This is a genomic window from Streptomyces sp. CC208A (genome assembly GCF_030010625.1).
Classification (GTDB): Bacteria; Actinomycetota; Actinomycetes; order Streptomycetales; family Streptomycetaceae; genus Streptomyces.
This window is the reverse complement of sequence record NZ_JASCXN010000033.1, coordinates 1-24,416: the sequence shown is the minus strand read 5'-3', so window position 1 is coordinate 24,416 and position 24,416 is coordinate 1. Positions and strand designations below refer to the sequence as shown.

Below are 24,416 nucleotides of genomic sequence, written 5' to 3'. Positions count from 1 at the left end.
GTATCAGGGTCCGGGCCCCGCAGATCAGGTGAAGATCCGACCTGCCGACGACTTGACGACGACCTGACGGCGACCTGACGAAAGGTCACCGGCCGTCGGTCGCCCGTCAGTCGGCCGGAAGCCCGGCGAGCACCTCGGCGAGCACCCGCGCCGCCCGCTCCGCGTCCGCGAAGCCGACGTACAGCGGGGTGAAGCCGAACCGCAGGAGGTCCGGGCGGCGCAGGTCGCCGACCACACCGCGCTTGATCAGCTCGGGCATCACGACCGGCGCGTCCGGGCAGCTGAGCGCCACCTGGCTGCCGCGCTCGCCGTGCGGCTCCGGGGTGACCGGCACGACCCGGCCCTCGGGGACGTACGCCCGCACGCACTCCAGGAAGAAGTCGGTGAGGGCGAGGGACTTGGCGCGCACCTCCTCGACCGCGACCCCGTCCCACACGTCGAGCGCCGCCTCCAGGGCGAGCATCGACAGGATGTCGGGGGTGCCGACGCGGCCCCGGACGGCGCCGTCGGCGGCCCGGTAGCCGGGGGTCATGCCGAAGGGGTCGGCATGCGAGGTCCAGCCCGGCAGCGGCGAGTCGAAGCGGGCCTGGTGGCGCTCGGCGACGTACAGGTACGCGGGCGAGCCGGGGCCGCCGTTGAGGTACTTGTACGTGCAGCCGACGGCCAGGTCGACGCCGTGCGCGTCGAGGCCGACCGGCAGGGCACCCGCGCTGTGGCACAGGTCCCAGACGGCCAGCGCGCCCGCCGCGTGGAGGGCGGCGGTGGTGCCGGGCAGGTCGTGGAGGCGGCCGGTGCGGTAGTCGACGTGGTTGACGAGTGCGAGCGCCGTCCGTTCGTTCGCCGCGCCGGGGATGTCGGCCGGGTCGAGGGCCACGATCCGGTGACCGGTCATCCGGGCGGCGGACTCGGCGATGTACCCGTCCGTGGGAAAGGTCGTCCCGTCCACCAGGATCTCGTCGCGTCCCTCCCCGGCTCCTCCCGCGAGGCGGGCCGCCGCGACGACCGCCTTGAAGACGTTCACGCTGGTCGAGTCGCCGACCACGATCTGTCCTGGGGCGGCGCCGACGAGCGGGGCGATCCGGTCGCCGATCCGCTCGGGGGCGGTCCACCAGCCCGACTCGTCCCAGGAGCGGATCCGCAGCTCGCCCCACTCGCGGCCGACGACCTCGGCCATCCGGGCGGGGACGTGGGCGGGGAGCGCGCCGAGCGAGTTGCCGTCGAGGTAGACGGTCTCCTCGTCGAGGGCGAACTTGGCCCGGTGGGCGGCGAGCGGGTCGGCGGCGTCGAGGCGCTCGGCCTCCTGCTTGAGATCCTTGGGGTCAGACATGGCTGCGGGCCGTCCAGAGCTCGGGGAACACGTTCTTCTGGGCGCGCTTCTCCAGCCAGGCCACGCCCGCGGAGCCGCCGGTGCCGGTCTTGGCGCCCATCGCGCGCCGGGTCGCCACCAGGTGGTCGTTGCGCCAGCGCCAGACCAGCTCGGCGACGTCGCTCAGCGCCTCGCCGAGGCGGACCAGCTCGTCGTGCTCCTCGGGCGCCGCGTACAGCGACGCCCACACGGCCTCGACCTGCGCCGACGGCTCGTACCGCTGGGTGAGGTCACGGCCGAGGACGGACGGCGGCACGGGCAGGCCGCGCCGGGCGAGGAAGGCGAGCGTCTCGTCGTACAGGCTCGGCTCGTGCAGCGCCTTCTCCAGCTCGGCGTGGACGCGGGGCGCGCCCCGGTGCGGGACGAGCATGGACGCGGACTTCTCGCCGAGCAGGAACTCCATGCGCCGGTACATCGCCGACTGGAAGCCGGAGCCCTCGCCGAGCGCGCCGCGGTAGGAGTTGAACTGGGCGGGGGTGAGCTGGGCGAGCGGGCGCCAGGAGTGGTTGAGCGCCTCCAGCTCGCGGACCGAGCGCTTGAGCGCGTCGATCGCGACCGGCAGCCGGTCCTCGCGCAGGGCGCGGCTCGCGGTCTCCCACTCGTGGACGATCACCGTGAACCACAGCTCCATGACCTGGGTGGTGACCAGGAAGACCATCTCGCCGGGGTCGTCCGAGCGGAGGTGCTGGAGGTGGGTGAGGACGTCCGCCTGGACGTAGTCCTCGTACGGCGTGGTGCCCGCGAAGTCGAGGTTCGGCGCGTCTTCGGCGACCGCACCGGCTCCGGAGGCATCGGGAGAACCCTGGTAGGTCGACATTTCTGTCTCCTCGATACGAACTACCGGGTAGCGGTCCGCTCCACCGTGCGCGCTCAGCGGCGTGCCACGGGAGCCCCGGTCCCCTCAGGAGGCACGCTTCCGCGCGCGCCGTCCCATGCGCATCATGACACGATCGGACCGGTGATGTAGACCCCCCCTTCGTCATACGGAAAAGCGTTCGAACGACATCCGTTGAGGCCCTTGATCTGCTGCATCATCGCGGGCGCGGGCTTGCCGGGACCGCCGCAGCCCATGTGCTGCCGGATGCCGATCTCGTGCCCCACCTCGTGGTTGATGATCAGGTGCCGGTACTCCTCCGGCGGCCCCGCGAAGGTCGGCGAGCCCAGCATCCACCGCTTGAGGTTCACCACGACGCCGTCGGCGGTCTCGCAGTTCAGCTCGCCGCGCGTGTTGAAGCCCTGCCGGGCGCAGAGCGCGTCGGCGGTGTCGGGGGTGGCGATCCGGATCACGAAGTCGGCGTTCGACTCGACCAGCTGGAAGCGGCCCCTGCCGTGCGCGGCCCAGCTCCGCGGATGGGCGAGGATCGCCTCGATCTCCCGGGCGGCCGTGCGCGCCGACAGGTCGATGCCCTGCTCGACCTGCACCCGGTACCGGCGCAGCTTCCCGCCGGTGCCGGTGACCTTGCCGGAGCCGGAGGCGGTGGTGAAGGTCCCCGGGCCGGACTTCGGCACGGTCGCGGGCTTCTTCGCGGTCGCGGTCGCGGTCGCCGTCGGCTTCGTGGGGTCCGGCTTCGGCTTCGGTTTCCGCGTGGCCGTGGCCGTGGGCGTGGGCGTGCGGGTCGGCGCCGGGGCGGCCGTCGTCGGCGTCTCCGGCGCCGCCACGGGCGGGGGCGCGGCGGAGTCCTCCACACCGCCCCCGTCCTGGAAGTGGGCGAGCGCCACGCCCGCGCCGAGCGAGACCCCCATCAGGACCAGGGTCGTCAGGACGAACCGCCCGCGGCGCGTGACCCGCGTCCCCCCGCGGCGGCGGCTCCTCCCCCTCGGCCCGTTCTGCCGGTTCTGCCGGTTCTGCCGGTTCTGCCGGTTCTGCCGGTTCTGATGGCGCCGGTCAGGCGCCCCCCGCTTGCCCACGACAGTTCCCCCCTGTTCAGGCCGGTCCGGGGGATCGTACCGGCCGGGGGCGAACCCCCTGGGGGGCCGGGGTCAGCCCAGCGTCTCGGCGGCGGTCTCCGACGAGTCCCGCAGGAAGGTCGTGCACCGCTCGTACTCGTCCTGCTCGCCGATCTCCCCGGCCGCCCGCGCCAGCGCGTGCAGGGCCCGCAGGAAGCCGCGGTTCGGCTCGTGCTCCCACGGCACCGGACCGTGGCCCTTCCAGCCGTTGCGGCGCAGCGCGTCGAGCCCCCGGTGGTAGCCGGTGCGGGCGTAGGCGTACGACTCCACCACGCGGCCCGCCTCGAAGGCGTCGTCCGCGAGCTGCGCCCACGCGAGCGAGGAGGTCGGGTACTTCGCGGCGACGTCGGCGGGCGCGGCGCCCTGCGCCATCAGCTCACGCGGCTCGGGCTCGTCGGGCAGACGGGTGGGCGCGGGCCCGCCCAGCAGATTCTCATGAGTGACCATGCCCCCCAGTCTGCCCCACCGGCGGCGGGCTCAGGAGGTGCCCGGGTCCAGGGGCGGGGCGGCCACTCCGCAGTGGTGCCGGCACTCGGGGTGGCACGTCAGCTCGGCGGGGGTGCGCATCGTCGTCCAGGCGAGGAGCGCGCCGACGGCGAGCACCCCCGCGCAGATCGGCATCGCCCGGCCGAACGCCGCGTCGAACTCCACCGGCGAGCGGTACGTCTCCGGCCCCATGCCCGTCAGGAGCGGCAGCGCCGCCACCGCGACCAGACCGGCCGCCCGCGCCGCCGCGTTGTTGATGCCGCTGGCGAGCCCGGCGCGGGAGACGGCGACGGAGGCCAGGACCGTCGCGGTCAGCGGCGCCACCAGGGTCGTCATGCCGGCGCCGAGCACCAGCAGCGCCGGCAGCACGTCCCGTACGTACGAGGCGTCCTCCCCGGCCCGCAGCATCAGCAGCATCCCGGCGGCGCACAGCAGCGGGCCCACGGTCAGCGGGATGCGCGGCCCGATCCGCTCCCCCAGCTCGCCGGCCTTCGCGGAGAGCAGCAGCATCAGGACGGTCGTCGGCAGCAGGGCCGTACCGGCGGCGAGGGCCGAGTAGCCGGAGACGACCTGGAGCTGGATCACGACGAGGAAGAAGAAGCCGCCGAAGGCCGCGTACACGCACAGCGTCACCAGGTTCACCGCGGTGAAAAGCCGGGAGCGGAAGATCGACGGCGGCACCATCGCCCGCTCGCCCCGCCGCCGCTCCACCGCCACGAACCCGGCGCCGACGACCACACCCGCCACTCCCGCCCACCACACCGCGCTGATCAGCGCGTACGTGACGAGGCCGAGGCCCGCCGCGCCGAGCACCGCGCCCAGCACGTCGAAGCGCCGGCCGTGCGCGGTCTCGTCCCGCGACTCGGGCACGTGCCGCAGCGCGACCGGCACGCAGAGGGCGGCGAGCGGCACGTTCAGGAGGAAGACCCAGCGCCAGCCGGGCCCGTCGACCAGCCAGCCGCCGACGAACGGCCCGATCGCCGCCCCGACCCCGCCGAAGCCGGACCACAGGCCGACCGCCCTGGCCCGGTCGTCGGGGTGGAAGCTCGCCTGGATGAGGGCGAGGGAACCGGGGGTGAGCAGCGCCCCGCCGACGCCCTGGAGGGCGCGGGCCGCGACGAGCACCTCGGCGTTCGGGGCGAGCCCGCACAGCAGCGAGGCGAGCGCGAACCACACCACGCCGACGACGAAGACCCGGCGGCGCCCGTACCGGTCGCCGAGCGAGCCGCCGAGCAGGATCAGCCCCGCCAGCGTCAGCATGTACGCGTTGACGGTCCACTGGAGCACGGCGAGGTCGGCGCCGAGGTCCTCGCCGATGTGCGGCAGCGCCACGTTGACGACGGTCGAGTCGAGCAGCGCCATCCCCGAGCCGAGGACGGTCGTGAAGACGATCCACCGCCCCGTCCCTGAGGCCATCCGCACCTCGGGCCCAGCCGCCGCACTCATGCCTGCATGATCCCCCGTTCCGGGGGCGCGTGCCTCCCCGGGTCCGGGGGCGGGTACGCGGGTACGCGAAAGGGCCCGGCGCCCTCAGCGGGTGCCGGGCCCTTTCGCGTACGGACTTACTTCAGCTTCTTGCCGGCCGAGCGCAGCGCCTCGCACGCCTCGGTGACGCGCTGGGCCATGCCCGCCTCGGCGAGCTTGCCCCAGGTGCGCGGGTCGTAGGTGGACTTCTTGCCGACCTCGCCGTCGACCTTCAGGACGCCGTCGTAGTTGCGGAACATGTGGTCCACGACCGGACGGGTGAAGGCGTACTGGGTGTCGGTGTCGAGGTTCATCTTCACCACGCCGTTGTCGATGGCGGTGGCGATCTCCTCGGCGGTCGAGCCGGAGCCGCCGTGGAAGACGAAGTCGAACGGCGAGCTCTTGCCGAACTTCTCGCCGACACCGGCCTGGAGGTCCTTGAGGAGCTCGGGGCGCAGGACGACGTTGCCCGGCTTGTAGACGCCGTGCACGTTGCCGAAGGAGGCGGCGAGCAGGTAGCGGCCCTTCTCGCCCAGGCCCAGGGCCTCGGCGGTGCGGATCGCGTCGTCGACGGAGGTGTACAGCTCGTCGTTGATCTCGTGGCTGACGCCGTCCTCCTCACCACCGGTCGGGGTGATCTCGACCTCGAGGATGATGTTGGCGGCGGCGGCCTTGGCGAGCAGCTCCTGGCCGATGGCCAGGTTGTCGGCCAGGGTCTCGGCGGAGCCGTCCCACATGTGCGACTGGAAGAGCGGGTTCTCGCCCCGGGCGACGCGCTCGGCGGAGATGTCGAGCAGCGGGCGGACGTAGCCGTCCAGCTTGTCCTTGGGGCAGTGGTCGGTGTGCAGCGCGACGGTGATGTCGTACTTCGCGGCGACGATGTGGGCGAACTCGGCCAGGGCGACGGCGCCCGTGACCATGTCCTTGCTGTACTGGCCGCCCAGGAACTCGGCGCCGCCGGTCGAGATCTGGATGATGCCGTCGCTCTGGGCCTCGGCGAAGCCGCGCAGCGCCGCGTGGAGGGTCTGGGACGAGGTCACGTTGATGGCCGGGTAGGCGAACTTGCCAGCCTTCGCCCGGTCGAGCATCTCGGCGTAGACCTCGGGGGTTGCGATGGGCATTCGTCCGCTCCTTGTGATGTGCGGGTGTGGGCGTTGCTGTGTCCCTGACCTAGGGGCGACGTCATCGTCGGTGCCATCTTTCCAGACTCCTGCCCGGGCTCCCACGGGCACTGCACGCCGAGGGGCGGGGTGTTTCACGTGAAACACCCCGCCCCAGGGGAAAAGCACAGGTCAGGACCGCATACGCCGGGGTCCCCGGCCTACGTCACGACTTCGCGGCGGTTCGTCCGTGCGGCTAGGCGAGACCGAGCTCGTCGAGCGCGTAGGCGTAGAGGTACGGGACGCCCGCCGTGCCGCTGATCTTCTCGCCGGCCCCGGTGGCGCGGTCCACGATCGTGGCGACGGCGACGACCTCGGCACCGGCGGCGCGGGCCGCCTCGACGGCGGTCAGCGGAGAGCCGCCGGTGGTGGAGGTGTCCTCGACGATCAGGACCCGGCGGCCCTTGATGTCCGGGCCCTCGACCTGGCGCTGCATGCCGTGGGCCTTGGCGGCCTTGCGGACGACGAAGGCGTCCAGGCGCTCGCCGCGCGCGGCGGAGGCGTGCAGCATCGAGGTGGCGACCGGGTCGGCGCCCAGGGTGAGGCCGCCGACCGCGTCGAAGTCGAGGTCCTCGACCAGGTCGAGCATGACCTGGCCGACCAGCGGCGACGCCGCCCCGTCCAGCGTGATCCGGCGCAGGTCCACGTAGTAGTCGGCTTCCAGACCCGAGGAGAGGGTCACCTTGCCGTGCACCACGGCCTTGTCCTTGATCTGCTGGAGCAGTTCAGCGCGTACGTCAGTCATGCTCCTGAGCTTAAGGGCGCCGGGCTCAGAGCCGCTGCCAGGCCCAGACGCTCTCGACCTCCAGGGGGTCGATGGGGGTGACCAGGCGGGGGTGGGTGTTGAGGCCGTTCGGCGGTCCTGACTGCGGCTCGACGCAGACCGTGTCCTCCGGCTCGTCGTAGATGACGACCCACTCGGCGCGGCTGGTCATCCTGAGCTCCAGCTCGCCCGGCCAGGTGAGGGTGACGTCGACACCGTCGGGCATGCCGAAGCAGTCGTCCCAGGGGCCGGGGGTGGGGGCGACGCGGCGCCCGGTGGGCAGGTGGTCGTCGCCGCGCTCCTCCTGCCAGCCGGGCGTGAAGCCGATCCGTACGTCCTCGCCGCCCCGCCCGAGGTTCCGCAGGAACCAGGGGTGCCAGCCGGCCTGCGCCGGGAAGGAGTCGTCGTACGCCTCCACCCCGAACCGCAGCGTCAGCCGGTCCCCGGCCAGTTCGAGGACCTGGGTGACCCTGCCCTTGTACGGCCACGGGTCGTCGAGCTCGCAGGTGAGGACGGCCTCCGTGGCGGAGGTCCGGGCCACCGTCCAGGGGCGGTGGCGGACGGTGCCGTGAATGGCGTGGGGGGCCGCGTCGACGGGCAGCCGGTGGGTGGTGGCGCCGTCGCGGAACAGACCGTTCCCGGTCCGGCCGCACCAGGGCACCATCGGGAAGCTGCCGTAGCGCTCGCCCTGCTTCAGGAGCTCGGTGCCGGCGATGCGGAGGCTCTCGATCCGGCCGCCGTGCTCGGGGTTGATGGTCAGCTCGGCGTCGCCCGCCGTCAGTCGCGTCAGGTTGCTCACGCCACGACCCTAAGTCCTGGGGCCAGTTGGTTGGACCGTTTCAATGGCGCCGTTTCAACGGCTCCGGTCTCAGCGGCTCCGGTCTCAGCGGCGGCGGTCTCAGCGGCGGCGGCGCAGGGCGCGGCCGACGATGACCGCGGAGGCGAGGGCGAGGGCGGCGGCGGGGGCGACCCAGCGGAGGGTGGCGCCTGCGCCGCTGGGCTCGGGGGCGGGGACGGGGGCGTACCGGCCGCGCGGCGGGGCGTGGTCGACCTCCTCGGCGCTCCGGCCGATCATCGTCCGGCGCGCGTGGGCGGCCTCGGCGGGCTGCGGGAGGTCCGGCGGTCCCGCGGGCTCGGGGAACACGCTCTCGCCGAAGGCCTCGACCGCGTCCTCGTCGAAGCCGCTGTCGAGTTCGTCGTCGAAACCGCCGTCGAAACCACCGGTGCCGAAAGAGGTCTCTCCTTCGGGGGCCTCCGCGGCCGCCTCGGACTCCTCGGGCTCCTCCTCCAGGGCCTCCTCGGCGGCGAGGGCGGCGGCGGCCTCCACGAAGGCGTCCAGGAGCCGGGTGCGGGCGGCCTCCCGGGCCTCCTCGGGCTCCGCGGCGAGCCGGCCGGTGGCGGTGAGGGCGCCGGTGAAGCTGAGGCCGGTGCCTTCGGCCGCCGGGGTGAGGACGACGGTCAGGGAGATCTCGGCGACCCCCTTGCCGCGGGCCTCGGTGCCCTCGCCCTCGTAGGTGATGGCCCCGTCCCGTTCGACGATCCGCAGGCCGCCCCGGTAGGTGATGGTGTGGCCGCCGACGCGGAGCCTGAACCGCCCGACGAGGTCCTCGCCCGCCTCGGACGCCTCCTCGGAGACGTCGCGCTGGAGGCCGGGCACGCAGCGCGCCACCCGGTCCGGGTCGGTGAGGGTGGCCCGCAGGGCCGCGGCCGGGACCGGGACGAACACCTCATGCTCCATGGGAAACGAGCCTACTCAGCGGGGCGCCCCGCGTCGCCCGTTGTCCCCCGCTCAGTGGCCGTACGCGGGACTCAGTGGCCGTACCGGGGGTGGATCAGCGTCGAGGGCGGCAGTCCGCCGATCCGGGTGCGTTCGGCGCGGCGGGCGGCGGCGGGCAGGTCGCGGGGGGCGAGGGAGCGGAGCGGGGGCGCGTCCGGGGCGAGTCCGAGGGCGGGCGGCCGGTCGCCGCGGACGGCGAGCAGGAAGCCCCAGTCGTCGGGTTCGCGGCGGGTGCCGCCGGCCCCGTCGGCCCGGTCGGGTCCCGCGGCGAAGCCGGGGGCGCGGCCCTCGGCGCTGTAGGGCCGGGTGGCGTAACCGGCGGCGCGCAGGGTGGCGTCGGCGGTCCAGTAGGTGCGGGGCCGGTCGGTGGCGGATCCGGCGTGCACGACGAGCCGGCCGCCGTCGGCGAGGACGCGGGCGGCGAGGCCGTAGAACTCCTGGGCGTACAGCTTGGTGCTGGGGGTGATCCCGGGGTCGGGCAGGTCGGAGACCACCACGTCGTACCGTTCCTGCACGCGGTCGGCGGAGGCCCTCAGCCAGTGGAAGGCGTCGGCGTGGACGACCCGCACGCGCGGGTCGTGGAAGGCCTGCTCGTTGAGGGCGGCGAGCGCGGGGTCGGTGCGGGCGAGCCGGACGACGCCGGGGTCGATCTCGACGACGGTGACGGAGCGGACGTCGCCGTAGCGGAGCACCTCGCGGGCGGCGAGGCCGTCGCCGCCGCCGACGACGAGGACGCGCGCGTGCGGCCCGTTCATCGCGGGGTGGACGAGCGCCTCGTGGTAGCGGTACTCGTCCTCTCCGGCGACCCGCAGCCGGCCGTCGAGGTAGAGGTCGGGCGGGCCCTCGGGGCCGCCGGTGACCACGACCTCCTGGAGCTCGGTGTGGACGGCGACCCGCACCCGCTCCCCGTACACGGCCCGGCGGGCGGCCTCCTCGAAGTCGCCGACGAGGGCGGTCGCGGTGGCGAGGACGGCGAGGACGGCGACGTTGACGCCGACGACGAGCGCGCGGCCACGCGTGGTGAGGTCGTGGCGGAAGAGCCAGAGCACCAGCGCCGCGCCCGCCACCGCGTTGACCGCGCCGGTGACGAGTGCGCCGCTCAGCTGGCCGAGCCAGGGCAGCAGCAGGAAGGGGAAGGCGAGGCCGCCGACGAGCGCGCCCACGTAGTCGGCGGCGAAGAGGTCGGCGACCGTGCCGGCCGCGTCGTCGGGGTCGCGGGCCGGACGGGACCGCCCCGACCGGCCGGGCCGGCCCGGCCCGCCGGTGGCGGCGGACCGTTCCGGCACCCGCTGTATGAGGGACATGAGGAGCGGGATCTCCGCGCCGACGAGCACCCCGATGGAGAGCGAGAAGGCCACGAGCACCCAGCGCGATTCGCCGAACCAGGCGAAGCAGGCGTACAGCACCAGGGCCGAGGTGCCGCCGATGAGCGCGAGCGCGCCCTCGACCAGGCCGAAGCCGACGGCGGCACGGCAGCGCAGCCGCTTGGCGAGGAGCGAGCCCAGGCCCATCGCGAAGACCATCACGGAGAGCACGACGGACGCCTGCGTGACCGAGTCGCCGAGCAGGTACGAGGCGAGGGCGACGAGTTCGAGCTCGTAGACGAGGCCGCAGGCGGCGCAGACGAAGACGACGACGAGGACCGGCCACCGCATCCTGTCGCGCGGCCGCGGCGGCGGTCGGCGTCGCACCCTCGGGGGTGACAGGGTCGCGGTCGGCTCGATCATGACCGTAACGCTACGTCACGAACCCCTCGCCCCTTGTCACCCACACGAGTGCACCTGGGGCGGAAGGAGGCGCGTCGGACCACGCAGGGCGTTCAGAGTGTGGCGGGCATCCGGGCGCCGATCCTGGTGCGGGTGACCACGAGCTGTCCTTCCTGTGGGTAGGCGTGCCAGGTCCGCCACCGCACCTGCCCCTCGTGACGCTGCGCCAGCATCGCGGTGAAGGCGTGCGGCGAGCCGGGGAAGGTGCCGGCCAGGCCGTGGGGGTGGTCGGCGACCAGCGCGAGCAGCTCCTGCGCCCGGCCCGCGAAGGAGCCCTGCGTGAGCGTCTCGACCCGCGCGGCGAATTCGTACTCCCATTCGCCGATGCGTTTGGAGACGCCGAGCGGCAGCGGGGTGCTGCTGCCCGGCATGCAGGCGACGGTCTCGGAGCAGTTGCGGCCCGCCTCCTCCAGCAGGACCTGGTGGGAGGCGCCAAGGAGCCTCAACTGGAGCTTGGCGCCGGAGAGTTCGAGGTCGAGCACGGCGAGCGCGGGCAGCGGCTCGCGGCCCAGCGCCCAGGCCAGGTCGGCCGCGCGCGTGTCGGTGTAGGAGGTCTTCAGGGTGGTGAGCATGGGTCGGCTCCGCAAACACGGTTTGACGGGTGGGCCGGGGGCGCCCCGGAGGGGATAGCGGCAGGAGTGGGGGGCGGGGGTGCGGGGTCGCCGGCTCGGGTCCACACACGGTCCGAGGGCTGTCTCTGTCAGGAGCGAGAGAACCACGGACTCCGGACGACCCGCAGCCTTTTTACCCAACTTGCTGCGGTTTCCATCCCCTTCGGGGACCTTTCAGTTCACTTGTTCAAGCGAAATCGATCGCCGCGCGGCCGACGGGGCCCGGAAGAACGCCAATCCCGCCTCGTCCCGGGCCCGTTGCCCCGTCAGTCGCCCCCGCCGCAGCCGCCGCCCCCACAGCCGGACCCGCCGCAGCCGCCACCCCCGCTCCCACCGGACCAGCCGCCGCGCCGCTTCTTCTTCCCGCCGCCGGAGCCGGCCATCATCAGGCCGACCACCACGACGACCATGACCACCACGATCAGGAATTCCATCGTCCTCGTCCCCCGTCCGGCGGCGCCCTGCCGCCTCTGCCCGGGGGATTCCCACCCCGCGCCGACGCCAAAGCGCACTTGAGGAAGTCCAGAGCTTCGGCCCAGGATGACCGCCATGACAAGTGCGCCGCTCAACCGCCGGCTCGCGGAGTTCGGGACGACGATCTTCGCCGAGATGTCCGCGCTCGCCGCAAGGACCGGGGCGATCAACCTCGGTCAGGGCTTCCCCGACACCGACGGCCCCGAGGAGGTGCGCGAGGCGGCGGTACGGGCCCTGCGCGAGGGCCGCGGCAACCAGTACCCGCCGGGCCCGGGCATCCCCGAACTGCGCACCGCGATCGCCGACCACCAGCGCGCCCGCTACGGCCTGGAGTACGACCCCGACACCGAGGTCCTGGTCACCGCGGGCGCCACCGAGGCCATCGCGGCGAGCCTGCTGGCCCTGGTCGGGCCCGGCGACGAGGTCATCGCCCTGGAGCCGTACTACGACTCGTACGCGGCCTGCGTGGCGATGGCTGGCGGCACCCGCGTCCCCGTCACCCTCCGCCCCCACGAGGGCCCCCGCGGCGGAGCCGCTGATGGACGCTTCGTCCTCGACCTCGACGAGCTGCGGGCCGCCGTCACCCCCCGCACCCGCCTGATCCTCCTCAACACCCCGCACAACCCCACCGGCACCGTCCTCACCCGGGCCGAGCTCACCGCCGTCGCCGAACTGGCCGTCGAACGGGACCTCCTGGTCGTCACCGACGAGGTCTACGAGCACCTGGTCTTCGACGGCGCCGCCCATCTGCCGATCGCGACCCTGCCCGGCATGCGCGAGCGGACCGTCACCATCGGCTCGGCCGGCAAGACGTACTCCTTCACCGGCTGGAAGGTCGGCTGGGCTACCGGCACACGGGAGCTCGTGACCGCCGTCCGGACCGCCAAGCAGTACCTGACCTACGTCGGCTCGGGCCCCTTCCAGTACGCGATCGCCGAAGCGCTCCGCCTCCCCGACACGTACTACGACAACCTCCGCGCCGACCTGCGACGCAAGCGCGACCTGCTCGGCGACGGCCTGCGCGCCGCCGGGTTCGAGGTCTACCAGCCCCAGGGCACCTACTTCATCACCACCGACATCACTCCCCTCGGCGAGAAGGACGCCCACGCCTTCTGCCGCGCCCTCCCCGAACGCTGCGGCGTCGTCGCCATCCCCAACTCCGTCTTCTACGACGACCCCGACACCGGCCGCACCCAGGTCCGCTTCGCCTTCTGCAAGAAGACCGACGTGCTTCAAGAGGCCACCGCCCGTCTGCGTCGCTTGGCGTCCTGAACTGGCATCTCCTTCGTTCCGGATGAGCCCACCGAGTGCTGCCGAACCGCTGAGGTCCGTACTCGAAGGGTGCGGTGGCGGTGTCGCCCGCTCGGGGAGGTCCGGGCGGGCGGACCGTGGCGGTTGCTCACCGCCCGCAGGACGCCGCACGCTTGTACGCATGGCTGAGCTTCTCGCGACGTCGGCTGACGGCACGCCCATCACAGCGCTCGATGACGGCGGAGGGCCGACGGTGCTCCTCGTCCACGGAGGCGGTGAGAGCGCCAGGTCCTGGGATGGCGTCCTGCGGTCGCTGATCGACGATTTCCGGGTGGTCAGGGTCGCCCGTCGCATCTACGTTCCCGGGACGAGTGTTCCGCCTGCGTACTCGATGGCCGTCGAGGCTGCGGACATTCTCGCGATCACCGGACTCCTCGACGGACCCGTGCTCCTCGTCGGACACTCCTCGGGGGCGGTCGCCGCGCTGGAAGCCGCTGTGCAGGCGCCCAGGACGTTCGCAGGCCTGTTCCTCTACGAACCTCCGGTACCCACCCGGTCGTTGGTCGGAGCGGAAGCGGCCCGACGCGCCCGCGAGGCCCTCGCCGCGGGAGATCCTCGCGAGGCGTTGCGGATCCATCTGCGTGACATCGCCCAAGAGCCCGCGGAGCCGGCTGAAGGGCTGATCGTGGACCCGAAGGCGCGGACCGCGTTCACCGCGAAGGTGGCAGCGGGGCTCGCCGACATCGACGCGCTTGACGCGCTCGGGGTCGGCGTCGACCGCTTCAGGGGGCTCGACGTGCCGACCACACTGGTCGAGGGTGACAGAAGTCCGGCCCATCTGAGGGAGCGACTGGCCGACCTGGCGGTCGCCCTGCCGAACACGCGGGTCGTCACGCTCCCCGGGCAGGGACACACTGCTCACCGCACAGCCCCCGAAACACTGGCGGGCACGATCCGGGAGGCGGCCGAGCGGGTCTTCCGCTGACGGCCCACCGTCGGCGGCACCGGGAGGAGGGCCGGAGAGCGGCCGGCTTCAAGGGGCTGGTCCTCTGCCCGCTGAGGCTATTCGGTGTCCTTCGGATGCCGCGGAGAGGCGTACACGAGGATCACGGTCGAGGTTTCCGGGCTGACCAGGTAGCGGACCCGGCCGCCACTGGTGATCTCGTACTCCCACTGCTCCAGCTCGGAGCCCTTCCATTCCCTGGTGGCATGCCTGCCTCGGAGCTGGTGCTGACGGTTCCGGTGGGACCGCGACAGCGGGTCCGTACGAAGGGCCTCCAGACAGCGATGCGCGTTCGGCAGCGCCACCCGGCACGGTTCCTCCCAGCCGGTCGCGGCCTCCGTCGTCCCGTAGATGACATTCCAGCCGCTCAGCGGAGGGACACTGACCCGATCTCCTTTCTTCGGGCTCACTCGTGCACCTCGACCGGGCCTAGATCGACATCGCCGAGTGGGCGGAGCGCTTCCCTGAGCTGGTCGGGATCGGCGTTGATGCGGGCGGTCGCCCGCCACGAGACGATCGCCCGATGCACAGCCTCCCTGGCGCCCAGCTCGGCGGCGTCGGACAGCGCGTCCAGGAGCTCGACGGTGAATGCCCGGACCTCCTCGTCGTCCAGGTGACGCACCCAGGGGAACACCTCGGGCAATGCGAGCAGAAGCGACCCCGCGCCGCCGTCCTGCTTCATCAGTGCAAGGAACAGTCGGGACGCGATGGTCAGGTTCTCCTCGGTGCGCTCCGCGTGTACGGCCGTGGTCAGCACCATGTCGGGCGCGTCCCGGTGCGTGACACGGAGGCGTCCCAAGGCGGCGGCCCTCGCGGCGACCGCCTTCGGGTTCCGGGACAGATCAGTGAACGATACGGATTCCGATTCCGATGCCGAGTACACGATGCCCATACTCAGACTGTAATCGGACTGTGTTCTGACTGCCATGCTCAACCAGTCGGCCCCAGAAATCAGGTGAGTGGACGCGGAGTCGGCTGGACCACGGCGAGCCAGGAGCTGACCGCGGCCGTCCGCCCGGCGAAGCAGTTCCTCACCTACGTCTCGTCCGGGCCGTTCCAGTACGCGGTCGCCGAGGCGCTGCGCCTGCCCGACACGTACTACGACGGGCTGCGCGCCGGCCTCCGGGCCAAGCGGGACCTGCTGAGCGGGGGGCTCGCGCAGGCCGGGTTCGCGGTGTACCGGCCGGCGGGGACGTACTTCGTCACCACCGACATCCGTCCCCTCGGCGCCACCGACGGCTTCGCCTTCTGCCGTTCGCTGCCGGAGCGGGCCGGGGTGGTCGCCATCCCGAACGCCGTCTTCTACGACCACCGGGAGGCGGGCTCCCTCTTCGTCCGGTTCGCCTTCTGCAAGAAGACCGAAGTCCTCCAGGAGGCGGTGGACCGGCTCAAGCGGCCGGCCTGAGACGCCGGAAGCCGGCCCTCCCGAGAGGGAGGGCCGGCTTCCGGGTGGTGCGGGGAGGCTCAGGCCTCGTCGCCGCCGTCCTCGGGCTTCTCCTCGGCGGAGACCAGGCCGGACTGCTCGACGATCCACTTGTCGAACTCGATGGAGGCGCGGACCCAGCTCACCGTGGAGGAGACGAAGTGCTCCAGGGCGACGCCGGTGCCGATCAGCATCTGCGCCTCACCGATGAGGCGGAGGGTGGCGGAGCCGTCCTCCTCCTCGTGCAGGTGGGTGTAGACCTTGGGCCACAGGGTGCGGCGGTTCCAGTCGTCGATCGCGTCCAGGACCTTGGCGCGGTCGTCGGCGGCGTGCGGACGGTCGTAGAACGTGCGCACCGAGAACACCTGCTGCTCGGCCTCGCCACGGAACATGAAGTACGTGCGGAAGTCCTCCCACGGCGCCGCGAGGTCACCCTCGTCGTCGACGACGTACTTCAGCTCCATCTGGTCCAAGAGCTGCTTCACGAGGTCCTGGTCGGGGACGACGGGGCCCGCCGGTCCTGCCTGCGGCTGGGGCTGTGCCCCGAAATTCGGAATCGAGGACGGGTCGATGCTCACCGGGTGTTTCCCTTCGTACGGATGTCGCCATCCTCCCCCATGGCGGGCGGGTTGTGGCAACCCCGACCCGATCAGAAGAGGCCGAGCTTGAGCATGAGGGCCCGATCCAGGTCCCTCAGCTCGTCGGCGTCAAGGGCTCCCTTGAAGTCGCCCAGACGGCTCGGATCGACCGTATGGATCTGGTCGGTCAGGATCCGCGTCGTCTTGCCGTCGAGCTCGATCTCCGGACGGTAGACGGCGTGTCCCGCGCTCGCCGACGTGAGGGCCACCGTCACCGCGGTGGTGGCGAACCGGTCGGACTGGATCACTACCGCATAGCGATGGCCCTGCTGTTCGTGTCCTCGGGCTCCGGGCATGGCCCTGAGCTCGTAGAGCGCCCCCCGGAAGATCACTCCGTGACGCCCATGAAGCGCTGGATGGCCAGCATCTCGGCCCGGTCGTCCGGATCCGCCGCAAGACGCTCCGCATCCGCCTTCGCCTGTGCGATGAGCTTCTCCCGGTAGGTGTGCAGCAGCGCGTACCGCACAGCTTCGGTACGCGAGCCGTACTCCTCGGCGAGTGTCCTTATGGCTGTCTCCATGGCCTCGTCCGTACGGACGTTCAGCGTTCCCATGGAGACAGCGTATCGCAAAACGTGTTACAAGGTCTTGCCCGTGGCCGCTCCCACGATCAGCTCGTCCCCGTCCCTGTCCACCCGCACCGTGTCGCCGTCCACGACCTCGCCCGCCAGGATCTCCTTGGCGAGCCGGTCGCCGATCGCCGTCTGGATGAGGCGGCGCAGCGGGCGTGCGCCGTACGCCGGGTCGTTGCCCTCGTCGGCCAGCCACTCCAGGGCCGCCGGGGTGACGTCCAGGGTGAGGCGCCGCTCGGCGAGGCGCTTGGCGAGGCGGTCGATCTGGAGGCGGGCGATCCGGCCCAGCTCGGCCTTGTCGAGCGCCGAGAAGACCACCAGGTCGTCGAGGCGGTTGAGGAACTCCGGCTTGAAGCTGGCCCGGACGACCTCCAGGACCTGCTGCCGCTTCTCCTCCGCGCCGGTCACCGGGTCCATCAGGAACTGGCTGCCCAGGTTCGACGTGAGGATCAGGATCGTGTTGCGGAAGTCGACCGTGCGGCCCTGGCCGTCGGTGAGGCGGCCGTCGTCGAGGACCTGGAGCAGGATGTCGAAGACCTCCGGGTGCGCCTTCTCGACCTCGTCGAGGAGGACGACGCTGTACGGGCGGCGGCGGACCGCCTCCGTCAGCTGGCCGCCCTCCTCGTAGCCGACGTAGCCGGGCGGCGCGCCGACCAGGCGGGCGACGCTGTGCTTCTCGCCGTACTCCGACATGTCGATGCGGACCATGGCCCGCTCGTCGTCGAAGAGGAAGTCCGCGAGCGCCTTCGCCAGCTCGGTCTTGCCGACGCCGGTGGGGCCGAGGAAGAGGAAGGAGCCGGTGGGCCGGTCGGGGTCGGCGATCCCGGCGCGGGTGCGGCGCACCGCGTCGGAGACGGCCCGGACGGCCTCGGTCTGGCCGATGAGCCGCTTGCCGAGCTCCTCCTCCATGCGGAGCAGCTTCTGCGTCTCGCCCTCCAGGAGGCGGCCGGCGGGGATGCCGGTCCAGGCGCCGACGACGTCGGCGATGTCGTCGGGTCCGACCTCCTCCTTGACCATGGTGTCCTTCTGGACCTCGCGCTCGGCCTCGGTGGCCTCCGCCAGCTCGCGCTCCAGGGTCGGGATCTCGCCGTAGAGCAGCTTGGAGGCGGTGTCGAAGTCGCCGTCGCGCTGGGCGCGCTCGGCGCGGCCGCGGGTCTCGTCGAGGCGTTCCTTCAGCTCGCCGACCCGGTTGAGGGACTGCTTCTCCTTCTCCCAGCGGGCGGTGAGGCCGCGCAGCTCCTCCTCGCGGTCGGCGAGGTCGCGGCGCAGCTTCTCCAGGCGCTGCACGCTCGCCGGGTCGGTCTCCTTGGCGAGGGCCAGCTCCTCCATGCGGAGCCGGTCGACGGCGCGCTGGAGCTCGTCGATCTCGACCGGCGAGGAGTCGATCTCCATGCGGAGCCGGGAGGCGGCCTCGTCGACGAGGTCGATGGCCTTGTCGGGGAGGAAGCGGGAGGTGATGTACCGGTCGGAGAGGGTCGCGGCGGCCACCAGGGCGGAGTCGTTGATCTGCACCTTGTGGTGGGCCTCGTACCGGCCCTTGAGTCCGCGCAGGATGGCCACCGTGTCCTCGACGGACGGCTCGGCGACGAGGACCTGCTGGAAGCGGCGCTCCAGGGCGGGGTCCTTCTCGATCCGCTCGCGGTACTCGTCGAGGGTGGTGGCGCCGACCATGCGGAGCTCGCCGCGGGCCAGCATCGGCTTCAGCATGTTGCCGGCGTCCATGGCGGAGTCGCCGCCGGCGCCCGCGCCGACGACGGTGTGCAGCTCGTCGATGAAGGTGATGATCTGGCCGTCGCTCTCCTTGATCTCGGAGAGGACGGTCTTGAGCCGCTCCTCGAACTCGCCGCGGTACTTGGCGCCGGCGACCATCGCGCCGAGGTCCAGGGAGACCAGGCGCTTGTTCCGCAGCGACTCGGGGACGTCGCCCTTCACGATCCGCTGGGCGAGGCCCTCGACGACGGCGGTCTTGCCGACGCCGGGCTCGCCGATGAGGACCGGGTTGTTCTTGGTGCGCCGGGACAGGACCTGCACCACGCGCCGGATCTCGTGGTCGCGGCCGATCACCGGGTCGAGCCTGCCCTCGCGGGCGGCGGCGGTGAAGTCCGTGCCGAACTTCTCCAGGGCCTTGTACGAGCCCTCCGGGTCGGCGGTGGTCACGCGGCGGCTGCCCCGGGCCTTCTCGAAGGCGTCCTGGAGGCGGCGGGCGGTCGCGCCCTGCCGGTCGAGGACCTCACCGGCCCTGCCGCCCTTGGCGGCGATGCCGATGAGCAGGTGCTCCGTGGACAGGAACTCGTCGCCGAGCTTCTTCGCGCGCTCGGAGGCGTCGGCGATGACGGCGAGCAGCTCGCGGTTGGGCTGCGGCGGCGCGACGGTCGAGCCGGTCACGCTCGGCAGCGCGGCGAGCAGCCGCTCCGCCCCGGCGCGGACGGCGGCCTGGTCGGCGTCGACGGCGGCGAGGAGGTCGGTGATGTTCTCGTTGTCCTGACCCTCCAGCAGCGCGAGCAGAAGGTGCGCGGGGGTCAGATCGGCGTGCCCCTGGGACACGGCGCGGCTGCTCGCCGCGTTCAGGGCGTCCCGGCTCCTGTTGGTCAGTTCGGCGTCCACGTGCGGGGTCTCCTCCTGGGTGTGGTCCTTCACGTTCTCTGACTCATACAGCGTACATAAAGTTGAGTCTATTCCGCTCAAGGTATCGGAGCGGGGCGGAACGGCGGTAGTTTCCGGGCATGGCCACTGACCCGAGGAACCCCACGGACTCGTACCTCAGCTTCTGGCGCGAGTACCACATGTGCACGCTGACCACCCCGCGCCCGGACGGCACCCCGCACGTGGTGGCGGTGGGCGTCACGTACGACCCCGGGAACGGCCTGGCGCGGGTCATCACCAACAAGCACAGCCGGAAGGTCGCGAACGTCCTGGCGGCCGGCCCGGAAGGGGCACGGGTCGCGGTCTGCCAGGTCGACAAGGGCCGCTGGGCCACCCTGGAGGGCGTCGCCCGCATCCGTACGGAGGCGGAGACGGTCGCGGACGCGGTGGCGCGCTACGCGGAGCGCTACGGCCGCACGCCCACGCCCAACCCGGACCGGGTCGTCATCGAGATCGCCCTCACGAGGGCGATGGGCCGCGCCTGAGGCTTCCGGACACGGCCGACTTCCGGACAAAGCACAACGGCGCCATCGCGTTTCAGGTCCGCGATGGCGCCGTTGTGTGGGGGAAGCACCTGAGCGATCTACAACGACGGGGGCATCGCTCAGGCACTGCGGGGGGTGGCGGTGAGGGTCTCGGGCTCGATCAGCCGGTGGTCCCGCTGGTCGAGGTTGACGAAGATCATGCCGTACCGGATGGCACAGCGGATCGGCTGCGGGGCACCGCGCGGACGCCTGAGGCACCGGTAGGCCCGGACGTCCTCGTCCTGCTCCCGCGCGACGATCACAGGTTCTCCGAACAGGGTGACCTTCAGCGAGTCGCCACGGTGGGGGATGGCCGTGACGAGATCGACGAAGTGCCAGCCGGACCGGTAGGCCGAGGCCATCTCCCTGCGGAAGACCCGGTCGTCCGGAGGGACGGTCATGCGTCGAGGTCCAGCGGAGCGGAGTCCCACGTGGGCTCCCGCTCGGCGACGGGGGCGAAGTCCCACGTCGGCTCGCCCTGCGCGAAGTCCCACGTGGGCTCCCGATCGGCGACCGGGGCGAAGTCCCACGTCGGCTCGTTCGGAGCCGCGACGACGTGCGCGGGCGGAGCGTCCCACGTCGGTTCGCCGTTGAGGGCGAGAGCGCCGACAGCAGCCGCGGCGGCGAAAGCTATGGCGCCAAGTGCACGAACCATCCTGGTCATGGCCGATCTCCACCTCTTTTAATCACTACCTCCCCCGCGTCCAAAACGATGACTCACACCGATCCCTTCTGCCACCACCGCCAGGCATCATGTTCCTGTAATTCAAGACCCTGAGGGGGGCCCACATGGTGTCAATACGGGAGGGAATGGACACCGGCCATCTCCCCGGAGTGCCGTGCGATGCCGGAAAAGCCCGGTACGCCGCCGCTCTGCGCGCCGGCCGGATAGCCCGCGAGGACCTCGACGGCGACCCCTGTCTCATCGACCTGGCCCTGCTCCGCACCGATCCCGACGACGTGCGCTGGCTCCGCCCCGTACCGCCGTCGGTCGCCCTGAACAAGCTGGTCCACCCCATCGAGCAGGAGATCCAGCAGCAGCGGCAGCGGGCCCTGGAACTGGCCGACGCCTTCGAGCCGTTCATGTCGATCAGCACCCCCGACCCCTCCGCCGTCCAGGCCATCACCGTCCTGGAGGGGCTCGACGCCATCAACGACGCGCTCGACCGCGTCCTCGACGAGTGCGGCGAGGAACTGCTCACCATCCAGCCCGGCAGCGGCCGCAAGCCCGAGGTCGTCCAGGACGGCCTGCGCCGGGTGGAACCCCTCCTGGAACGCGGCATCCGGATGCGGACCCTCTACCAGCACACCGCCCGGCACCACTCCGCCACCATGGGGTACGTGGAGCGGATCGGCCCGTACGGCCTGGAGGTCCGCACCCTGGAGGAGATCGTCGACCGACTGATCGTCGTCGACCGCAAGGTCGCCTTCGTGCCCGCCCGCACCGACCGGCGCGTCGCCCTGGAACTGCGCCACGAGGGCCTCGTGCGCTATCTCGTGGGCGTCTTCGACCAGTTCTGGCTCTACGGCGTCCCGTGGGAGGCGGAGGTCCCCTACACGACCTCCGTCGAGGGCGTCAGCGGCATCCAGCTCTCCATCGCCAAACTCCTCGTCGAGGGACACGTCGACGAGGCCATCGCCCGGCGCCTCGGCATGAACGTACGCACCTGCCGCGCCCACATCGCCAAACTGGCGGCCACCCTCGGCAGCGGCAGCCGCGCCCAACTCGGCTACCTGATCGCCCGCTCCGGCATCCTGGACCGCGACGACTGAGCGGCGGCACACCGACGGACACGACCGGGCCCCTCCCCCGGCATGGGGAGGGGCCCGGTCACAGGGTCCGCGGTGCTACTCGCCGCGCTTCGGCGCCGGCCGCCAGACCACCAGGGCGCTCGGCTGCTGCATGTCCTGGTACGGGACCAGGTCGCGCCGGTAGGAGGCGTGCACCTGGGCCTCGCGCTGGCGCATCGCGGCCGCCGCGCCCTCGACGGCCGCCGAGAGCTCGGAGACACGGGCCTGGAGCGCCGCGACCTGGTTCTCCAGCTCGATGATGCGCTTGATACCGGCCAGATTGATGCCCTCGTCCTGCGACAACTGCTGCACCTGGCGGAGCAGTTCGATGTCGCGGGCCGAGTAGCGGCGGCCCCGCCCGGCCGTGCGGTCCGGGGAGACCAGGCCCAGGCGGTCGTACTGGCGCAGGGTCTGCGGGTGCAGCCCCGACAGCTGGGCCGCCACCGAGATGACGTACACCGGTGTCTCGTCGGTCAGTTCGTACGGATTGCGCCGGCGCCCTTCCACCGCGTCACGCTCCCTTCGCCGCCTGGAACAGCTCGGCCCTGGGGTCCGTGGAGGCGGTCGCCTCACGGTAGGTCTCCAGGGCCTCGCGGGCCTTGTCGTCCAGCTCCTTCGGCACCGCGACCTCCACCGTCACCAGCAGGTCGCCGCGCGTGCCGTCCTTGCGGACCGCGCCCTTGCCGCGGGCGCGCATCGTCCGGCCGTTCGGGGTGCCCGCGGGCAGCTTGAGCGTGACCGCGGGGCCGCCGAGGGTCGGCACCCTGATCTCGCCGCCGAGCGCCGCCTCCGTGAAGGAGACCGGCACCGTGACGGTGAGGTTGTCGTCCTTGCGGCCGAAGACCGGGTGGGCGTCGACGTGCACCACGACGAACAGGTCGCCGTGAGGACCGCCGCGCTCGCCCGGCGCGCCCTTGCCGCGCAGCCGGATCTTCTGCCCGTCGGAGACTCCCGCCGGGATCCGGACCTGCATGGTGCGCGAGGACTTGGCCCGGCCGGAGCCCTTGCAGACCTCGCAGGGGTCCTCGGCGATGAGGCCCCGGCCCTTGCAGTCCACGCACGGGTCGGTCAGCGAGAAGCCGCCGCCGCTGCCGCGCGAGACCTGGCCGGTGCCGACGCAGGTCGGGCACACCCGGGGGGTGCCGTTCTTGTCGCCGGTGCCGGAGCAGGCCGCGCACGGCTGCTGGCTGGACATCCGCAGCGGTACGGTCGCGCCCTCGATGGCCTCGGTGAAGCTGAGCGTCACCTCGGACTCGATGTCCTGGCCGCGGCGGGGCTGGGTGCGGGGACCCGCGCCGCCGCGGTTGAACAGGCCGCCGAAGACGTCCCCGAGGCCGCCCCCGCCGAAGCCGCCGGCGCCGCCCTGGGCGCCGCCTCCGAAGAGGTCGCCCAGGTCGAAGTTGAACGAGCCGCCGCCGGGCCCGCCGGCCCGGAAGCCTCCGTTCCCGAAGAGCGCGCGGGCCTCGTCGTACTCCTTGCGCTTCTTGGGGTCGCCGAGGACGTCGTTCGCCTCGGAGATCTCCTTGAAGCGCGCCTCGGCGCCCGTGTCGCCCTTGTTGGCGTCCGGATGGTTCTCGCGGGCGAGTTTCCGGTACGCCTTCTTGATCTCGGCGTCGGTGGCGTCCTTGGGGACGCCGAGGACCTTGTAGTAGTCCTTCTCGACGAAGTCCTTCGTGTTCATCGACGTCCCTCCTCCCGCGTACGGGTACGGCTCCTACTCGCTGTCCTGCTCGGAGTCGTCCGACTCCTCGGCCTTCGCCGCGGCACCGCCGGGCTGAGCGCCCGGCTGGGGCTCGGCGACGGCCACGCGGGCGGGCCGGATGGTCCGCTCGCCGATCCGGTACCCCGGCTGCAGGATCGCCACGCAGGTCGTCTCGGTGACGTCCGGCGCGTAACTGTGCATCAGGGCCTCGTGCACCGTCGGGTCGAAGGGCTCGCCCTCCTTGCCGAACTGCTGGAGCCCCATCTTGGCGACGACGGTCTCCAGGGATTCGGCGACCGACTTGAAGCCGCCCACGAGCTCGCCGTGGTCCCGGGCCCGGCCGATGTCGTCGAGGACCGGGAGCAGGTCGGACAGGAGGCCGGCGACGGCGACCTCCTTGACCGTGACCCGGTCCCGCTCGACCCGGCGCCGGTAGTTCTGGTACTCGGCCTGGAGCCGCTGGAGGTCCGCGGTGCGCTCGTCGAGCGCGGTACGGGCCTGGTCCAGCTGCGCCAGCAGGGCTACGTCCGTAGCGTCCCCGGCCGGGGCCGCCCCCTCCGCACGGTCGGCGGAGTCGGCGGCCTTCGGCTCCTCGGGCGTGCCGTCGGCGGGGACGTCGGGCTTCTCCTCGAAGCCCGGGGTCTCCTCCGACATCAGGCAGCGCCACCCTTCGGCTTCTCGTCGTCGACGATCTCGGCGTCGACGACGTCGTCGTCCTGGGACTGGGCCTGGCCGGCCGCCCCGGCGCCGCCCCCGGCCTGCGCGGCCTGGGCGTCGGCGTAGAGGGCCTGGCCGAGCTTCTGGGAGACGGCCGCGACCTTCTCGGTGGCGGTGCGGATCTCGGCGTTGTCCTCGCCCTTGAGCTTCTCCTTCAGCTCGGCGACGGCGGCCTCGACCTCGGACTTCACGTCACCCGGGACCTTGTCCTCGTTGTCCTTGAGGAACTTCTCGGTCTGGTAGACGAGGTTCTCGCCCTGGTTGCGGGCCTCGGCGGCCTCGCGGCGGCGGTGGTCCTCCTCCGCGTACTGCTCGGCCTCCTGGCGCATCCGGTCGACC

General features: G+C 72.3%; 28 protein-coding genes and 1 pseudogene. 5 read left to right on the top strand and 24 right to left on the bottom strand.

The window, feature by feature from the left end; translation table 11 throughout:
* Positions 1-106 precede the first annotated feature (106 nt).
* The 12 genes from kynU to QK442_RS28835 all read right to left on the bottom strand — a co-directional run bounded on the left by kynU (position 107) and on the right by QK442_RS28835 (position 11,774).
* Complete coding sequence (gene kynU, locus QK442_RS28890; protein ID WP_282697032.1) at positions 107-1,327, bottom strand: kynureninase; 1,221 nt, start codon at positions 1,325-1,327, stop codon at positions 107-109.
* Complete coding sequence (locus QK442_RS28885; protein ID WP_282697031.1) at positions 1,320-2,183, bottom strand: tryptophan 2,3-dioxygenase; 864 nt, start codon at positions 2,181-2,183, stop codon at positions 1,320-1,322. The genes kynU and QK442_RS28885 overlap by 8 nt, the downstream gene beginning before the upstream one ends.
* A gap of 122 nt (positions 2,184-2,305) precedes the next feature.
* Positions 2,306-3,109: a DUF3152 domain-containing protein gene (locus QK442_RS28880; protein WP_282697030.1), complete on the bottom strand. Its 804-nt coding sequence runs from the start codon at positions 3,107-3,109 to the stop codon at positions 2,306-2,308.
* Between the two features lie 237 nt (positions 3,110-3,346).
* Complete coding sequence (locus tag QK442_RS28875) at positions 3,347-3,760, bottom strand: DUF3151 domain-containing protein (protein ID WP_282697029.1); 414 nt, start codon at positions 3,758-3,760, stop codon at positions 3,347-3,349.
* A 30-nt stretch (positions 3,761-3,790) separates the two neighbouring features.
* Positions 3,791-5,245, bottom strand: a complete 1,455-nt coding sequence (locus QK442_RS28870) for an MFS transporter (protein WP_282697028.1) — start codon at positions 5,243-5,245, stop codon at positions 3,791-3,793.
* 116 nt (positions 5,246-5,361) lie between these two features.
* The gene (gene fbaA / locus QK442_RS28865) at positions 5,362-6,384 is read right to left on the bottom strand and encodes a class II fructose-bisphosphate aldolase (RefSeq protein WP_282697027.1); all 1,023 of its coding nucleotides are present in this window, start codon (positions 6,382-6,384) and stop codon (positions 5,362-5,364) included.
* A 235-nt stretch (positions 6,385-6,619) separates the two neighbouring features.
* Entirely contained in the window at positions 6,620-7,168 is a 549-nt protein-coding gene (gene pyrE / locus QK442_RS28860) for an orotate phosphoribosyltransferase (protein ID WP_282697026.1), read from the bottom strand.
* A gap of 25 nt (positions 7,169-7,193) precedes the next feature.
* Positions 7,194-7,985, bottom strand: coding sequence for an aldose 1-epimerase (locus QK442_RS28855; RefSeq protein ID WP_282697025.1), 792 nt, complete (start codon positions 7,983-7,985; stop codon positions 7,194-7,196).
* A 99-nt stretch (positions 7,986-8,084) separates the two neighbouring features.
* Positions 8,085-8,924 carry an SRPBCC family protein gene (locus QK442_RS28850; protein WP_282697024.1) on the bottom strand — a complete coding sequence of 280 codons (840 nt, stop codon included), beginning with the start codon at positions 8,922-8,924 and terminating at the stop codon, positions 8,085-8,087.
* A 71-nt stretch (positions 8,925-8,995) separates the two neighbouring features.
* Positions 8,996-10,690, bottom strand: coding sequence for a polyamine aminopropyltransferase (locus QK442_RS28845; protein WP_282697023.1), 1,695 nt, complete (start codon positions 10,688-10,690; stop codon positions 8,996-8,998).
* 92 nt (positions 10,691-10,782) lie between these two features.
* Positions 10,783-11,301 carry a DUF2617 family protein gene (locus QK442_RS28840; protein WP_282697022.1) on the bottom strand — a complete coding sequence of 173 codons (519 nt, stop codon included), beginning with the start codon at positions 11,299-11,301 and terminating at the stop codon, positions 10,783-10,785.
* Between the two features lie 305 nt (positions 11,302-11,606).
* A complete protein-coding gene (locus QK442_RS28835; RefSeq protein ID WP_282697021.1) occupies positions 11,607-11,774 on the bottom strand; it encodes a hypothetical protein in 168 nt (55 codons plus the stop codon).
* A gap of 106 nt (positions 11,775-11,880) precedes the next feature.
* Between QK442_RS28835 and QK442_RS28830 the strand changes: the two genes are divergently transcribed.
* A complete protein-coding gene (locus QK442_RS28830) occupies positions 11,881-13,086 on the top strand; it encodes a pyridoxal phosphate-dependent aminotransferase (protein ID WP_282697020.1) in 1,206 nt (401 codons plus the stop codon).
* Between the two features lie 160 nt (positions 13,087-13,246).
* Positions 13,247-14,050: an alpha/beta hydrolase gene (locus QK442_RS28825; protein WP_282697019.1), complete on the top strand. Its 804-nt coding sequence runs from the start codon at positions 13,247-13,249 to the stop codon at positions 14,048-14,050.
* Positions 14,051-14,127: 77 nt separating this feature from the next.
* Here the strand turns inward: QK442_RS28825 and QK442_RS28820 are convergent, their stop codons facing one another.
* Both QK442_RS28820 and QK442_RS28815 read right to left on the bottom strand, forming a co-directional pair.
* Positions 14,128-14,478 (bottom strand): hypothetical protein, encoded by a 351-nt coding sequence (locus tag QK442_RS28820; RefSeq protein WP_282697018.1) that lies wholly within the window; start codon positions 14,476-14,478, stop codon positions 14,128-14,130.
* On the bottom strand, positions 14,475-14,960 hold the full coding sequence (locus tag QK442_RS28815) for a prevent-host-death family protein (RefSeq protein WP_282697017.1): 486 nt from the start codon (positions 14,958-14,960) through the stop codon (positions 14,475-14,477). The genes QK442_RS28820 and QK442_RS28815 overlap by 4 nt, the downstream gene beginning before the upstream one ends.
* Before the next feature lie 66 nt (positions 14,961-15,026).
* Here QK442_RS28815 and QK442_RS28810 point away from each other — a divergent pair.
* Positions 15,027-15,473, top strand: a pseudogene (locus tag QK442_RS28810) (aminotransferase class I/II-fold pyridoxal phosphate-dependent enzyme); the annotation flags it as partial.
* Positions 15,474-15,532: 59 nt separating this feature from the next.
* Here the strand turns inward: QK442_RS28810 and QK442_RS28805 are convergent.
* From QK442_RS28805 to clpB, 4 genes are all read right to left on the bottom strand, one after another.
* Positions 15,533-16,069 (bottom strand): YbjN domain-containing protein, encoded by a 537-nt coding sequence (locus tag QK442_RS28805; RefSeq protein ID WP_282697016.1) that lies wholly within the window; start codon positions 16,067-16,069, stop codon positions 15,533-15,535.
* A gap of 71 nt (positions 16,070-16,140) precedes the next feature.
* Entirely contained in the window at positions 16,141-16,461 is a 321-nt protein-coding gene (locus QK442_RS28800) for a type II toxin-antitoxin system PemK/MazF family toxin (RefSeq protein WP_282697015.1), read from the bottom strand.
* A complete protein-coding gene (locus QK442_RS28795) occupies positions 16,458-16,682 on the bottom strand; it encodes a hypothetical protein (RefSeq protein ID WP_282697014.1) in 225 nt (74 codons plus the stop codon). Before QK442_RS28795 ends, QK442_RS28800 begins: the two co-directional genes overlap by 4 nt.
* A gap of 24 nt (positions 16,683-16,706) precedes the next feature.
* Positions 16,707-19,304 carry an ATP-dependent chaperone ClpB gene (clpB, locus tag QK442_RS28790; protein ID WP_282697085.1) on the bottom strand — a complete coding sequence of 866 codons (2,598 nt, stop codon included), beginning with the start codon at positions 19,302-19,304 and terminating at the stop codon, positions 16,707-16,709.
* 119 nt (positions 19,305-19,423) lie between these two features.
* Here clpB and QK442_RS28785 point away from each other — a divergent pair, with 119 nt between their 5' ends.
* A complete protein-coding gene (locus tag QK442_RS28785; protein WP_282697013.1) occupies positions 19,424-19,828 on the top strand; it encodes a pyridoxamine 5'-phosphate oxidase family protein in 405 nt (134 codons plus the stop codon).
* Between the two features lie 119 nt (positions 19,829-19,947).
* Here the strand turns inward: QK442_RS28785 and QK442_RS28780 are convergent, their stop codons facing one another.
* The gene (locus QK442_RS28780; RefSeq protein WP_282697012.1) at positions 19,948-20,268 is read right to left on the bottom strand and encodes a (2Fe-2S)-binding protein; all 321 of its coding nucleotides are present in this window, start codon (positions 20,266-20,268) and stop codon (positions 19,948-19,950) included.
* Positions 20,265-20,531, bottom strand: a complete 267-nt coding sequence (locus tag QK442_RS28775; RefSeq protein WP_282697011.1) for a hypothetical protein — start codon at positions 20,529-20,531, stop codon at positions 20,265-20,267. The genes QK442_RS28780 and QK442_RS28775 overlap by 4 nt, the downstream gene beginning before the upstream one ends.
* Before the next feature lie 125 nt (positions 20,532-20,656).
* Between QK442_RS28775 and QK442_RS28770 the strand changes: the two genes are divergently transcribed.
* Positions 20,657-21,640 carry a helix-turn-helix transcriptional regulator gene (locus QK442_RS28770; protein ID WP_282697010.1) on the top strand — a complete coding sequence of 328 codons (984 nt, stop codon included), beginning with the start codon at positions 20,657-20,659 and terminating at the stop codon, positions 21,638-21,640.
* Positions 21,641-21,715: 75 nt separating this feature from the next.
* Here the strand turns inward: QK442_RS28770 and QK442_RS28765 are convergent, their stop codons facing one another.
* The 4 genes from QK442_RS28765 to QK442_RS28750 all read right to left on the bottom strand — a co-directional run.
* Positions 21,716-22,165, bottom strand: a complete 450-nt coding sequence (locus QK442_RS28765) for a helix-turn-helix domain-containing protein (RefSeq protein WP_282697009.1) — start codon at positions 22,163-22,165, stop codon at positions 21,716-21,718.
* A gap of 4 nt (positions 22,166-22,169) precedes the next feature.
* Positions 22,170-23,339, bottom strand: coding sequence for a molecular chaperone DnaJ (gene dnaJ / locus QK442_RS28760; protein ID WP_282697008.1), 1,170 nt, complete (start codon positions 23,337-23,339; stop codon positions 22,170-22,172).
* 33 nt (positions 23,340-23,372) lie between these two features.
* The gene (gene grpE / locus QK442_RS28755) at positions 23,373-24,014 is read right to left on the bottom strand and encodes a nucleotide exchange factor GrpE (RefSeq protein WP_282697007.1); all 642 of its coding nucleotides are present in this window, start codon (positions 24,012-24,014) and stop codon (positions 23,373-23,375) included.
* The coding region (locus QK442_RS28750; RefSeq protein WP_282697006.1) for an Hsp70 family protein at positions 24,014-24,416 on the bottom strand (403 nt) is incomplete at its 5' end. The genes grpE and QK442_RS28750, both read right to left, overlap by 1 nt.